This window comes from Pontibacter diazotrophicus (assembly GCF_003367245.1).
GTDB classification, from domain to species: Bacteria; Bacteroidota; Bacteroidia; order Cytophagales; family Hymenobacteraceae; genus Pontibacter; species Pontibacter diazotrophicus.
Genome location: NZ_QRGR01000019.1, coordinates 85,061 through 98,896, shown reverse-complemented (window position 1 = coordinate 98,896; position 13,836 = coordinate 85,061). Strand labels below are relative to the sequence as shown.

The window sequence follows — 13,836 nt, the reverse complement described above, 5'->3', positions numbered from 1 at the left end:
CGCTTTTTTTATTATTCAACATTAAAAGCCACTACAAATTTTTTACCGCTTTCTTTGCCTGTTGGTTCCGCCCATATCCTGCCCTGGTGTAGTTCAATGATACTTTTGGCTCTGGGCAATTCCATGCCTGAAGCATCCTCATTACCCGTAGTCTTACCTGTGAGAATAGCATATTTGAAAAATACTTTACGAAGATCCTGTTTTGTCAGCACGGAAGCGTCGGAACTGACTTCCACCTTATAAATGCCATCACTTTCGTAAATGTCCAATCCGATGGAGCTGCCTTTTGGAGTAAATTTAATGGAGGTGCTTACCAGGTTACGCAGGGCCTCCCGTATCAGGTCAGGATCTACGAACAATTCGCGCCTGCTGGCCACTGTGAAAAACAATTCCTGCTGTTTAGCATTGGCCAGCGGCTCAAATTCAACAGCAACGGAACGGGCTATTTCAGAAATAGCTATCTGCTGCGGATGCATGACTAGCTCCTCCTCCTGCAACGACTCCTGCAGCATCGTTTGCAGGTTTTCCTGCAAAACGTTTACAGTTGCATGCGCCTTTCTGATAACATTGGTTCTTTCAGGTGACTTCAATGCTTCACCTAGTAGTACTTGTTGCTCTTTTAAGGGCTCAGCAATGTTATGCGCCAGATTCGTATAAAGTTCGTCATGCTTTCTGGTGGCCTTGCGAGCGAGCGACCTTAGTTCAATTTGCTCTACTACCAGATTAGCCAAATCCTTCAATATCTCCTTCTCTTCTTCCTGTACGCTCCGTGGTTCTGAATCTATAACACACACAGTACCGATGTTATAATTGTCGCGGGTGATAAGTGGGGCACCGGCATAGAACCGTATGCCACCCGGTGCACTTACATAGGGGCTTGTTAGCAGGCCCGGTACCAGGTGGGTATCTTCGAAAACTGTTACGTCTACGCCGTTGATGATAGTAAGCGAGCAAAGGCTGTCTTCACGGTCTACACATGACACTTCGAGCGTGCTGTAATTAGATTTATACCATACCCTATCCTTATCGACAAGCGAAACAAAAGCACTGGGCGCTTTCAATAATCTGGAAGCAAGTCTTGTGATTCTATCGAAAAAAGCCTCTGGCGGTGTATCCAGGAGCTCATAGCGAAACAATGCTGCTAAACGCTCTTTATCATTTAAGGGAATAATGGTATCTGGCTTTCCGGTAATAGCAATATTGGCAGAATTCAAAACGAGTAGATATAAATTAATGAGTTTTGCGACAATGTCTCCTTACTTAATTATTATAAACTAAAATTAGTTTAAAATATAACTGCAAAAGGCACAATTTTTTGTCTATTTCCCTTTCCAAATTGAGCTCAGACAACCTAAATATATCTTTTCATATGAAGGCTGTACCTATGTCTTTTATATTTCTTTAGCTTTCAGCCATTATTCCTTTCTCAACCAAAGGCAACATCCAGCACCATCATCAGCACAAAACCTCCTATCAGGCCCAACACGGCTACATCGGTGTTTTTATCGCGTTGCGTCTCAGGGATTACCTCCTCCACCACTACAAATATCATGGCTCCGGCCGCAAAAGCCAGCGCGTAAGGCAGAATGGGCTGCACCGTAATTACGGCAGCGGCTCCTATTACACCCGCAATAGGTTCTACTACGGCTGAAAGCTGACCATACCCGAAGCTTTTCATTCTGCTGACTCCCTGCCTTCGCAAGGGCATCGCCACAGCAAATCCCTCTGGAAAATTCTGCAAACCTATACCTATCGCAAGGGCAATGGCAGAAGCGTAAGTCACACCGTCTAATCCATTATGCGCTGCACCGAAAAGTACTCCCACAGCCAGGCCTTCCGGAATATTATGCAACGTAATGGCCAAGATGAGCAGTGTCGTCTTATGCCAGTTTGTTTTTAAGCCTTCGGTTTCATTTTCTTTAAAATTGATGTGCAGGTGCGGGGCCAGCTTATCCAGCCCGAAAATAAAAAGGGCACCAGCCAGAAAACCGACGGCTGCCGGCATCCAGCTAATGCCGGGGTACTCTTTTTCCGCTAAACTAATAGATGGGGCCAGCAGCGACCAGAAACTGGCTGCGAGCATCACACCTCCTGTAAAGCCCAGCATCACATCGTGCCACGCTCTGCTCATCGACCTGAACAGAAACACCATAGAGGCTCCAAGTAATGTTAAAAACCAGGTAAATAAGGTAGCAATAAGAGCGGCATAAATAGGCCCCAGTTCTCTTAGGTAATTCTCTAAACTTTCCATTCAATTTTAAAATCCTGCTTCAGGGTGCGCTAAGGCTATAGTGCCAGAACAGAACCTACGGCCAATACTTTTGTTTTGCTGACAAGCATCGTTGACTTACGCATTTGCTGCACCAAAGATTTCTGTTCGCTTCCACTTTGGGTTTGCGCCAGATGACAAAAAAGCAACTATCGATATTACATTACCCTACTCAAGCTGCAAATTGACACACTGTTAAATAGCTAGCTACTCCTCACGCCTCCGTGGAAGAGAATATGTAAGGTTATGGAAATCACTCCACAAAATCAGTTAGTATTATTAGTATTAGAAGAAGAGTATTGATTCAACATCATTAAAAAAAGAAAAACCTGGCAACAGACCAGGTTCCTCGTTTAGGTTGTATGAAATAGAAAAACTTTTAAGAAAACAGGTTAATGTTTCAGGTTGCTATGCTTTCAGCACAAAAGTAAAGCTGGCGTTTGTGCCCTGTGCGCCTTCAGAAACATTCATCAGGAGCTCTGGTTTGAAGATATAATCATGCTCATTGCCTGTTTCACCCGGAAAGTAAAGCTGCGTGGTGAGAACAGATTTACCAGGTCCTTTTACCTTTACATGAAAGTGGCGGGTGCGCCCTGTATACAGACCTGGCACAATTGTTTCCAGTTTAAAATAGCCTTGCTTGTCGGTGTATTGGTGTCCGCGCAGCTTAAAGCCCTCATTGTCATAATTGCCGTTATCATCGGCATGCCACCAATCAAGTAAAGCTCCTCCTACAGGCTGGCACTTGGTATTCAGCACCTGCCCGGTCAGCACCAAGGGGGTGCCCTTCATACCCTTTTCGCGGAGGCTACTTCTTTCAGGTGAGCTTAGAGTATAAAAGGGGCCTTCTGTTTGAGAGGGAGTAGGATCATCATGGTCATCGCATTCCGGCGTAGGCTCCAGCACGTCCATTCGTTTGAAAAAAGGAAATGCCGGAACCAGGCCAATAAGTGGCAAAGCGGACATGAATGCAAAAAAACGGCGCCGTGTGATGTTCATGTTGACTCCAGGTAAATAAAGAGAAAGTGCTAAATTTCTAATGCTTTATATCTCCCTTCTGGTACTGAAGGCTATTATTTACTTTTTACCTAGTTGATTGCCAGCACCCGCAACTAGCTTCAGGTCTATAGTAAAGGTGTCGTCAATAATTTTATCAGCTGCCGTACCCAGCATGCCGGATCGGTACTTAATGTCCCACTTAGTGCGATCCAGTTCTATCTTGGCAGCTGCCTCAGCCGATTTTCCGTCCGTTTTAACGGTAGCCGGGAAAGTGATGGCATTGGTTATGCCTTTTATGGTCAGATCACCGGTTACAGAATAATTGGGCTCTCCCGCTTTTGGTTTTGCGACAGGGCTTACGCTGGTTATTTTAAAAGTGGCATTTGGATGCTTCTCCACTGAAAAGAAATCTTCTGATTTCAGATGGTCAGTCAGCTTTTTGTTGGAGCCAGGATTGGTAATATCGGTGTCCGTGATAGAGGTCATGTCTATTACGAAATTACCTCCTACCAATTTGCGCCCGTTTACTTCCAGGCTACCATTCGCAATTTTCACGTTACCGGTATGCTCACCGCCAAATTTCTTAGCATTCCAGGTCATGGTGCTGCTGGCCGTGTTCACTGGTAAAGTGGTAGCTGCTACTGCAGTGGTAGTGGCTTTTTTAGCAGGATTGTCTGCTGCTGTTACGCTAGAGCTGTAAAGCACTGTGGCAAGCGCCAGGGTGCTTAAAAGTACTGGATAGTTTTTCATATAAAGAAAAGTTTAAGGTTTAGAAACAATGTCTGCAACTATATATATTCAAAGCACCAGGGTAGTTTCCCCTGGTGCTTTGCTTTAAGCTTTACTTTACCCGCTCCAACGTTCCTTCCACTGCGCGGCCCTGAAAGTCTACAGTAAGATACAACTTTTCGTCTTCTGTCCTGCCTTTGTAAAGAATTGTTCTTTCACCAAAGGAAAGTCTGAATGAAATAGTATCACCGGCAACCGTACCATCTGAGATAGGCAGCTGTCCCATAGGAGACTGTGCAGTACCAGTTAATGTAGTGCCATCAGCAACTAAGTTCAGTATGAAGTCTTGCTCTCCCATTTTACCCTGCCAGCGGCCGGTAACGTCGCCTGCCTGCGTCGCTGTGCTGTCTGTGGCTGCCTGCTTTGCGGCAGGTGCTCCTGCTGGTGCCTGCACGGGTTTTTCTCCTGCTCCCACGGCTGGCTTTGCAGCGCCACCCGGGGCCATGCCTGGTGCACCTCCCTGAGAGGCTCCACCTCCCTGCTGTGCACCGGCATCCTGAACACCGCCTTCACTGCCACCTTTCAAGTCGTCGTTATTAACAGATTTCTTTGTTCTGCGTGGGGCATCTGACGTCATTTTACCGATACGGTAGCTGAGGTTGATCCTAAAGTTCATGTTGTGCATTACGTTGGTGCTTGTCTGGCTGAAAGTGGGTGAGTTGAGTTCATTTCTCACTGCAATAGTCGGAGACAGGAAGTTTTCCGCACCAAAGCCAATGCTGCCCTTACCTTCGTTGAATTCTTTTTTTAAGTTCAGGCTGTAGATTCCGAAACCACCTTGCATACCTTGCAGCTGTACCTGTCGTCCACGGTAGAAGCCGAAGCCCTGTATGCCCCAGCCCTGCCCCAGTTTATAGTTACCCATTGCGCGTATATTGTACACCAGGCCACTGTTACTGGCACGCTGGGTTAAGTCATCCACGTTGTTGCTCAGAACCGCGTAGTAAACATCCCCTCCTCCGTTCAGCGTCAGTTTATTGCTCAGGTTAATGCTTCCGAACACACTACCACCATAGGCCTCTTCCTGACCGATGTTTGCAAATGTTGTCACCAACACCCCGTCATCCGCCGGTTTCCTCAAGGCCTGTATGGAGTTATTGGTATTGCGGACAAAGGTCGAGAAGTTCAGAGAAGTAGATTTAAAATACGTGCTGTACGACAATTCAAAATTGTTGGTGTATTCCGGATCCAGCTCCGGGTTACCCACCGTTGGTAAAACCTGGTTCGGGTTCTGCACGTTCGGGTTCAGGAACTGCAGAGAAGGCCTTTGTATGCGGCGGTTGTAAGCAAGTTTAATGGTGTTGCCGTCCTGCAGCCTTTTAGAGAGGTTCACACTCGGCACCAGCACACCATACGACGGAATATACACCGCCTCGTCGCCGTCCTCGAAATCAGCGTTGATGGTGGTGTACTCGTAACGGGCACCCGCCTTCATGCTGTAGTTGTTGGCAGTGGTCAGGGTGTAAGAAAAATACCCGGCCGAAATATTCTGGTTATAGTTGAACACATTGCTCAGGTTGGTGCCTTCCACTACCGTGAATGGTCCTGTTCCACCGGCAGTAAATGTCTCATAGTCGCTGGTAACCTGGCACATGATTTGCTTCGCTCCTAACTCCACCATTTGGTTCTTGCCTATCGGGTTGGTATAATCCAACTGCACAGTAGACTCCTGATTAAAGCTTTCGTTTATGTTTTTCAGGCGGCTCTCCAAATCGCTCCCGCTGCTGTTGTAAATTTCGTTCAGGAAGTCGTTGGTGCGGTTGTTTCGGCTAAACTGCGTCAGGATACTGAATTCCTGCTGCGGCTTAATGGTGTGGGTATAGTTAAGGTTTACGTCAACTGTTCCGGAGTTATCTGTTACTTCCACATCCCGAAGTGTTCTGCTGAACAAGGTGCCTTCCTGGTAACGCTGCGTGAGCAGACCGTCCTGAAAATTATGACCGTTGCGCAAGCCATACTGCACAGAGGCATTGATGTAGTTTTTCTCATTGATGTCATAGTCCCAGCCAAAAGAATAGCGCCCGAACATCATGTTGTTCCGAGTTTCCGCCTCCTGCCGTATCACATTCTGCTGATCATCTGTTACCGTCGTCTGCTCGTTCTCGAAACTGCCAGGCATGTTATAGCCGGCACGGCCAAAACCGCCCAAAGAGAAACCCATCTTGCCAACACGGTAGCTGCCGTTCAGGCCCAGGTTGGAGCCTCTTAAACCAACGCCGGTGTCAATGTTCAGGGTACCACCCTGCAGGGTATTCTTCTTGGTGACGATGTTAATGATACCGGCAGAGCCTTCCGCATCGTATTTAGCAGATGGAGACGTGATAACCTCCACAGATTTTATCATATCGGCTGGTATCTGCTTGAGGGCATCGGCCACGCTGCCGGCTGTGATGGTAGAGGGACGGTTGTTTATCAATACCCGGATATTCTGGCTGCCGCGCATTGACACGTTGCCATCTAAATCAACAGAAAGCATCGGCACTTTGCGCAGTACGTCTGCAGCATCCCCGCCCCTGTTCGACTCATCATTCTCGGCGTTGTACACCGTGCGGTCCACTTTCTCCTCAATCATGGCCCGCTGTCCTTCCACCACTACCTCCTGAAGGGCTTTAGCAGTAGAGCTGATGGTGATTTTCCCCAGGTCAACAGCTGCATTCTTCACCTCTATGTCTATGGTCTTCGCCTCATAGCCGATAAAAGAAACCGCCACCCTGTAGGTACCACTGGCTACCTTCTCCAGGGAGAACTTGCCCTGGCCGTCGGCCATCGTGCCATCCACAGGTTTGCTTGTAGCGGGGTTAACCAAGGCAATGGTGGCGTATGGTACCGGCTGCTGAGTGGCAGCGTCCACCACCGTACCTGTAATGCGGGCGGCTACATTTTTCTGTGAAGCAGCCGCATTGACCGGGCTACTGGAAGCTAAGACCCTCCCTCCGTCTGAGGGAGACTGCGCAACGGCCACCTGGCACAGGCAGGCTAGCACGAGGGCAGAGAGATATGTTTTTTTCATGGCGTCGATTTTTCAAATAGAACTGAACAAAGCAACTCTTTCTTAACCTGATAAAAAAACAGAATAGACTGGCTCCCACTAAACGCCGATGAATTACCCATGGCAGCCGATGGTTTCATATATCCGTTGAACATCCTGCCCATGTAGTAAACTATAGATGAAATAGCGGCAAGCGGTCGGTAAAATCGCCTGCTCTGCAGATAAGAGAGGCATTCGTAGTACATTAATTTTATGTTTGTCTATATTATGATAACTTAACCATTGTAATGGCAAACACCTTCATTAATCGCCACGGGTACCTCCTGATTCAACTGCTGGTACTGCTTGGCTTGCTGCTGCTCCTTTGCCAGCCCTTAGCCTGGAATATTGAGCTACCCGTTCAATTCTGGGTAAAGCAGAGCTTTGTATTTGCCCTGTGGGTCGGGCTGTTTTACCTGAACATAAAATTACTGGTGCCCCGGCTGCTGTTCCGGAACCGGATGGGTTGGTTTGTGCTTGCTATTTTGGGAGCCTTCGTTGTGGTTCTCTTTTTATTTTCAGCCATTGACTATTGGCTAAACCTGCCTGAACTGATGCACAGAACGTTCCCGGATAAAATAGAGGCGCAGTCAAATAATTTTTCATTCCGGCCACACCCTATTTTTTCTTTAACCACCCTTATGTTGTTAGGCATCAGCACCACCATCAGCGTGGTGCAGAAATGGCAAACAGATGAGGCAAGCAGACAGCGCCTGGAGAAGCAAAAAATTACTTCTGAATTGTCTTTTCTGAAGGCGCAGATAAACCCGCATTTTTTCTTTAATACCCTGCACAGCATCTACGCCCTCACGATGATCAACATCGAAACTTCACGGGAGGCCCTTCATACTTTGTCCCGGATGATGCGGTACGTGCTGTATGAAACACAATCCGGCACCACCCTGCTCAGCAAGGAAATTGAGTTTATGCAGGACTACATTAACCTGATGAAACTGCGGCTGACGGAAAAAGTAACGGTAACGTTTGATAAACCAAACCCTGTACGGGATATACCGGTTGCTCCAATGTTGTTCCTGCCTTATGTGGAGAATGCTTTTAAGCACGGCGTAAGTGCTTTGCTGCCCAGCAACATCCATATTGCCATACACCAGCAAGCGGGAATAGTAGAATTGGTTGTACGCAACACGGTACTGCCTGAAAAGCGGGTAGTGCTGGAGGAGAGCAGCGGTATAGGGCTTGCTAACACAAGCAGACGGCTTGACCTGCTGTATCCGGGTCAATACACGTTGGCCGTTACAGAAAAGACGCCGGAAAATGAATACCGGGTACACTTAAAGCTGAACTTATCATGACGCTGAAATGCATTGCCGTTGACGATGAACCCCTGGCGCTGGGCTTGATTGCAGCCTTCATTGAACAGACACCGTTCCTGCAGCTTGTAGGCCGCTATTCCAGTGCAGTGGAAGCTTTGCAGGGGCTGCATCAGCAGCCGGTGGACCTGGTGTTTCTGGATATCCAGATGCCCGACCTGAGTGGTATCGAACTGGCGCGTGTGCTGGATAAAGGCGAGTATGGTATCGGCCCCCGGATTATCTTTACGACAGCCTTCAGCCAGTATGCCCTGGAGGGGTATAAGGTGGATGCGCTGGATTACCTGGTAAAGCCTTTCAACTACGTCGATTTCCTGAAGGCGGCCAGTAAAGCTCAGGCTTATGCCGGGCTGCTACATAAGGCAGCACCCGCCCCTGTGCTGCCTCCGGCAGTTACTGCGCCTGAAGAAGAGTATCTGTTTCTAAAAGTGGAATATCAACTGGTAAGAATCGCCTTTAACGACATTTTATACATTGAGGGGCTGAAAGATTATGTAAAAGTGCACCTGGAAAGCGAAGCCAAAGCCATCCTGTCACTCACAAGCCTGAAAGCACTGGAGGAGAAACTGCCGGCAAGAAAATTCATGCGCATACACCGTTCTTTTATTGTGGCCCTGGATAAGATAAGCGCTGTTTCCCGTAACAGAGTCCAGATTGGCGAAACCAACATTGCTGTAAGTGACCAATACAAGGAGACATTCAACCAGTTTCTCAGTCGCTGGACCTGATTTCACAGGCTTTCTTTCCTATACCCCTTGAGGCCACTCCTTCCGCCATTATTATGCTTTTGCTGGGCGTTAGTTTCATAGCAGCATTCATGAGCACCTGCTATAAAATTTAAGCATCCGCTACGGCTCTGTTTTGCCTCACTCACCAACCTTACATCCTACTGATAAGCAATTTGTTATACAAGACAAGTGAGTACTTCAACTAGTAAAACAGGAACCCGACATAAAATCCCTCTATTTTCCTTCCTTGATTTTTTTTAGTATTATCGCCTGAAATATGTCGTGTGCCGAAAAAGTCTGATGTTTTGAAAACATATTTAACGCTGTTATTTCTGCTTGTTACCAGCCTGACAACCTATGGCCAGGACTCTTATCTAAAGGTTGTTGCTAAAAAAGGGGATGGAATTTACACCCTGCTTCGCCGGCATGGGCTGGACTTTTCGAATCACCTCAATTCTTTTCTGGAGCTAAACCAGAAAAATATAGGAAAAGACAACAGCCTCTTTGCCGGGAAAACATATTTGCTGCCATCAGTTTCCTCTGAGACAGCTGCCAATGCCCCTGCTACAGCAACAAGCAAAGCAGCAGTGCCAAAAGGGATGGACGTTTCGCTGTTCGGCAAAAAATATGCGAATGTAGAAATTAAAGACCAGCAACTAAAAGGGGCGGTTTATTACTTGTCTTCCGGGCATGGCGGCCCCGATCCGGGCGCTGTCGGAAAATACGGCTCTTATCAGCTGGCCGAAGATGAATATGCCTATGATGTCACCATCCGGCTGGCCCGTGTGCTGATGGAGCATGGCGCGACTGTATACATGATTGTGCAGGACCCGAATGATGGCATCCGGGATGAAAATGTGCTGTTGATGGATACCGATGAAATCAATTACCCGAACGAGAAAGTAGCCCATGGCCAGACAGCTCGTCTCCGCCAGCGCACCCGGGCCATCAACAACCTGTACGCACAGCATAAAGGTGCCTATCAGCGCATGCTCGCGATACACGTAGACAGCCGCAGCAAGAGCCAGAACATTGATGTGTTCTTTTACCACCACGAGAACAGTGCACTGGGCCAGAAAATGGCAGAAGCAATACACCAGACCTTTACTTCAAAGTATAAACGCTATCAGCCAAACCGCGACTACTTCGGTAATGTGTCGCATCGCAGCAGCCTGTACGTCATCAAATACACGCATCCGCCTACCGTGTTTATTGAGCTTGGCAATATTCGCAACGATTTAGACCAAAGGCGATTCGTCATCGCAAACAACCGGCAGGCACTTGCCAACTGGATTTGCGATGGCATTATTTCTGACTATAAGTCACGGTAAAAAGCAGATGGGTAGCTCAAAAAGAGCTGCCCATCTGCTTTTTACTATCATAATTTCGCAAAGCTACTGCAACTATCCTTTTCTGCTCCATAATTCATTTAGCCAGCTATACCAGGCTAATCCTTCAGCTTTAAGAAACGCTTTTAAATAAGCGACGATGGTTTTAGGCCATAACCTCCCCCCCTGCCGTCCGTAGTTAACTTTACAAGTCTCCTCCCCACTGTATTGCTGGGAAGTGGCATTGTATCAGCGCCCCTTACACTACTATTCTTTAGCTATGACAAACATTCCGAAAGAGAAAACCTTAGACAGTTCCGTAAAGCTACTTCTGGAGGGCTTTCCATTCCTGCAGAGACGGTTCCGGAAATTTAACTCAGACATCTTTGAAACAAGGCTTCTGCTTCAGAAGGTGGTCTGCCTGCACGGCCCGGAGGGAGCAGCACTCTTCTACGATAATGAGTACTTCAAGCGCAATGGTGCTGTGCCCAAGAGGGTGCAGAAAACATTGACAGGGGAAAACGCCTTGCATACTATGGACGATGCCGCACACCGGCACCGGAAGGAAATGTTTATGTCGGTGATGTCGCAGGAAAGTATAAAGCGGCTACTAGACCTGATGGCGGCACAATGGCAGGCTTATACCCTTGAATGGGAGACGATGGACCGGGTGGTACTGTTTGATGAGGTGCGGGAAATTATGTGCCGGGGCGCCTGTGCCTGGACCGGCGTACCACTTAAGGAGTCGGAGGTTAGCAAACGTGCGGATGACTTTGTTGCCAGAGTAGATGCCTTTGGCGCTGTAGGCCCCAGGCACTGGCGCGGCAGATTTGCCCGTATCAGAAGTGAGAAATGGATCGCCCGTATTATAGAGCAGGTAAGAAACGGTGAACTGCAGGTACAGGAAGGAACACCCGCTCATACTGTCGCCTGGCACCGTGACCTCAACGGAGAGCTGTTGGACCAGCACATGGCCGCCGTAGAACTCATCAACCTGATCCGCCCGATTGTGGCTATTGCCCGATACATCACATTTTCCGCCCTGGCTCTGCACCAGTTTCCGGTGTACCGGCAAAGAATACTGGCCGGTGAAGAAAACTATGTGGAATATTTTGTGCAGGAAGTAAGAAGATACTATCCTTTTGCTCCCTTCTTAGGCGCTCGTGCACGATCCGATTTTGAGTGGCAGGGGTATGAATTTGAAGAAGGTCAGTTGGTGCTGCTGGACGTGTACGGCACCTTGCACGATGAACGGCTGTGGGAACGGCCGACTGCTTTTTCACCCGAAAGGTTTAAGTACTGGAAAGGCAGTAAGTTCGACTTTATACCACAGGGCGGCGGTGACTACGATAGCGGCCACCGATGCGCCGGAGAATGGATTACGATTGAAGTGATGAAACAGGCCGTTGCCTTTCTGACAGAAGCCATTGAATACAGAGTGCCGAACCAGGACCTGCACTACAGCCTCAGAAGAATGCCAACTTACCCAAAGAGTGGCTTTGTCATCAGCAATGTGAGGAGAACAGGTAAGTTGCCTGCTGCTTTTGCGTCTGTTCCACCAGCAGCATCACACGCTGCAACCGCTGCACCACAACGCTGTCCATTTCTTGGATAATTATAAAGAGAAGGTACAGAATCATTTTAGCAACAGCTTCTATGGCAAAAGATAAACCCTCTGTTCAGCTGCAGTTTATTGGCGCAGCAGGCACCGTGACAGGCTCAAAAACGTTAGTGCAAACAGCTAAACGCAAGCTGCTTATTGACTGTGGCCTGTTCCAAGGCAACAAGTCAGAGCGGAAACTGAACAAGCTCAGGATGCTCCCGTTCAAACCTTCCGAGCTGGATGCTATTATCCTCACACATGGCCACCTTGACCACTGTGGCTACCTTCCTGTGATGGTGAAGAAAGGCTTTAGCGGCCCCATTTACGCCACCACCCCCACCCGTGACATCACAGAAGTGATTCTGCAGGACAGTGCGCGCATACAGGAAGAAGATGCCAGGGAAGCCAACAAGAGACGCAGCGAAAGCAAAAAACCACTGAAGCCGCTTTACAGGGAAGAGCATGTGAACCGCACGATAACTCTTTTCCAGACACACCCTGCTAATGAGTGGGTTCAGGTGGATGACGACCTGCGGTTCCGGTTTCAGAAAAGCGGACACATATTAGGTTCTGCCATGGTAGAGCTGGAAGTGGAGGGGCATCGGTTTGTTTTCTCCGGAGATGTGGGGCAGCGTGTACCCCTTATCCTGGATGCTCCCACTTCCATTGATGAAACAGATTACCTCATACTCGAGTCTACGTATGGCGATAAGCTGCACGATGACACCGTGTCTCCTTACCAGGCTTTGGAAGAGGTAGTGAACAGAACCTTCGAAAAAGGCGGCACATTGGTTATCCCCAGCTTTGCGGTGGAACGGGCTCAGGAAATTATCCTGATTCTGAACAACCTGATGGACGAAAAGAGCATTCCCTCTATTCCTATATATCTTGACTCACCGATGGGAGCCGATGTTACCAGGATTTTCCAGCAGCACCGCGATTGGCACAATCTCTCTGAAGATGAATGCGATAGCCTGACGAAGAATGTAAACATCGTGCAAAGCTTTGAAGAAACGTTAAATGTGCTGGACGAGGACGGACCCAAAAACAAAATCATAATTGCAGGCAGCGGTATGATTACGGGAGGCCGCGTGCTGTATTACCTGAAGCAACTGGTGGGCGACAGCAAAAACACAGTACTGCTGGTGGGGCACCAGGCTTTCGGTACGCGCGGCCATCAGTTAAGCAATGGTGCACATGAAATAAAGATTGACGAGGAGAAATTCCAGGTCCATGCTGAGATCAGCCAGATAGGCTCTCTTTCTGCACACGCCGACCAGGGAGATCTGCTCTGGTGGTTAGGCCATTTTAAGGAAACACCCAAACACATCTTTCTCAACCATGGAGAGAAAGAGGCTACAGAAGCTCTTAAAAAGAAAGTAGAAGGCACCTACGACTGCGCTGTAACCGCAACAGAGCTAAACAAGGTGTATGAGCTTTGATTGGCGTTAGTTTAAGTAGCTTGTACTGTTAACCAGGCCTGCGCATGAAGTATAAAAAACAATTCCTGCACAAGGCAAGGTTTCAAAGCAAAGCCTCAGCGGACGTAGTTTTATTGTCCTCAATTAGATCAATAACATCGCCAGCTTTCTCCTGTAAAGCCTCTATCCTTTGTTATGATCCAAACCAACCCCTCGGTAGCAGCGGCATTTGTTTCATGCAATTGACTTTTAGAAACCACCTATCCTGTAGCCTCTGATTTACAGGCTTAAAACACTTGAAAATAGTCGTATTACCCATTTTTCCGAACAATTATGCTTC

10 protein-coding genes are annotated in these 13,836 nt (G+C 48.0%); 5 read left to right on the top strand and 5 right to left on the bottom strand.

The genetic code is table 11. From position 1 onward, the window contains the following. Nucleotides 1-11 precede the first annotated feature (11 nt). The 5 genes from DXT99_RS16940 to DXT99_RS16920 form a co-directional block, all read right to left on the bottom strand. Entirely contained in the window at nt 12-1,214 is a 1,203-nt protein-coding gene (locus DXT99_RS16940; protein ID WP_115566768.1) for a GAF domain-containing sensor histidine kinase, read from the bottom strand. Between the two features lie 212 nt (nt 1,215-1,426). Further along, a complete protein-coding gene (locus tag DXT99_RS16935; protein ID WP_115566767.1) occupies nt 1,427-2,251 on the bottom strand; it encodes a ZIP family metal transporter in 825 nt (274 codons plus the stop codon). 426 nt (nt 2,252-2,677) lie between these two features. Next, the gene (locus DXT99_RS16930) at nt 2,678-3,268 is read right to left on the bottom strand and encodes a dioxygenase family protein (protein ID WP_115566766.1); all 591 of its coding nucleotides are present in this window, start codon (nt 3,266-3,268) and stop codon (nt 2,678-2,680) included. Between the two features lie 78 nt (nt 3,269-3,346). Further along, the gene (locus DXT99_RS16925) at nt 3,347-4,018 is read right to left on the bottom strand and encodes a YceI family protein (RefSeq protein ID WP_115566765.1); all 672 of its coding nucleotides are present in this window, start codon (nt 4,016-4,018) and stop codon (nt 3,347-3,349) included. Between the two features lie 91 nt (nt 4,019-4,109). Then, nucleotides 4,110-7,067, bottom strand: a complete 2,958-nt coding sequence (locus DXT99_RS16920) for an outer membrane beta-barrel family protein (RefSeq protein WP_115566764.1) — start codon at nt 7,065-7,067, stop codon at nt 4,110-4,112. Between the two features lie 266 nt (nt 7,068-7,333). On the opposite strand from DXT99_RS16920, the gene DXT99_RS16915 reads away from it, so the two are divergent. The 5 genes from DXT99_RS16915 (at nt 7,334) to DXT99_RS16895 (ending at nt 13,517) form a co-directional block, all read left to right on the top strand. Then, entirely contained in the window at nt 7,334-8,398 is a 1,065-nt protein-coding gene (locus DXT99_RS16915) for a sensor histidine kinase (RefSeq protein ID WP_115566763.1), read from the top strand. Continuing rightward, nucleotides 8,395-9,144 (top strand): LytR/AlgR family response regulator transcription factor, encoded by a 750-nt coding sequence (locus DXT99_RS16910; RefSeq protein ID WP_115566762.1) that lies wholly within the window; start codon nt 8,395-8,397, stop codon nt 9,142-9,144. Before DXT99_RS16915 ends, DXT99_RS16910 begins: the two co-directional genes overlap by 4 nt. A 305-nt stretch (nt 9,145-9,449) precedes the next feature. Continuing rightward, nucleotides 9,450-10,475, top strand: coding sequence for an N-acetylmuramoyl-L-alanine amidase family protein (locus DXT99_RS16905; RefSeq protein WP_115566761.1), 1,026 nt, complete (start codon nt 9,450-9,452; stop codon nt 10,473-10,475). A gap of 277 nt (nt 10,476-10,752) precedes the next feature. After that, nucleotides 10,753-12,087, top strand: coding sequence for a cytochrome P450 (locus DXT99_RS16900; RefSeq protein ID WP_115566760.1), 1,335 nt, complete (start codon nt 10,753-10,755; stop codon nt 12,085-12,087). A 41-nt stretch (nt 12,088-12,128) separates the two neighbouring features. Continuing rightward, nucleotides 12,129-13,517 (top strand): MBL fold metallo-hydrolase RNA specificity domain-containing protein, encoded by a 1,389-nt coding sequence (locus tag DXT99_RS16895; RefSeq protein ID WP_115566759.1) that lies wholly within the window; start codon nt 12,129-12,131, stop codon nt 13,515-13,517. The last annotated feature ends 319 nt before the right edge of the window (nt 13,518-13,836 follow it).

Excerpts from the sequence above, each read along its gene's own strand:
- DXT99_RS16935 (WP_115566767.1), bottom strand. The coding sequence starts at position 2,251 with ATGGAAAGTTTAGAGAATTACCTAAGAGAACTGGGGCCTATTTATGCC.
- DXT99_RS16930 (WP_115566766.1), bottom strand. The coding sequence starts at position 3,268 with ATGAACATCACACGGCGCCGTTTTTTTGCATTCATGTCCGCTTTGCCA.
- DXT99_RS16925 (WP_115566765.1), bottom strand. The coding sequence starts at position 4,018 with ATGAAAAACTATCCAGTACTTTTAAGCACCCTGGCGCTTGCCACAGTG.
- DXT99_RS16920 (WP_115566764.1), bottom strand. The coding sequence starts at position 7,067 with ATGAAAAAAACATATCTCTCTGCCCTCGTGCTAGCCTGCCTGTGCCAG.
- DXT99_RS16915 (WP_115566763.1), top strand. The coding sequence starts at position 7,334 with ATGGCAAACACCTTCATTAATCGCCACGGGTACCTCCTGATTCAACTG.
- DXT99_RS16910 (WP_115566762.1), top strand. The coding sequence starts at position 8,395 with ATGACGCTGAAATGCATTGCCGTTGACGATGAACCCCTGGCGCTGGGC.
- DXT99_RS16900 (WP_115566760.1), top strand. The coding sequence starts at position 10,753 with ATGACAAACATTCCGAAAGAGAAAACCTTAGACAGTTCCGTAAAGCTA.
- DXT99_RS16895 (WP_115566759.1), top strand. The coding sequence starts at position 12,129 with ATGGCAAAAGATAAACCCTCTGTTCAGCTGCAGTTTATTGGCGCAGCA.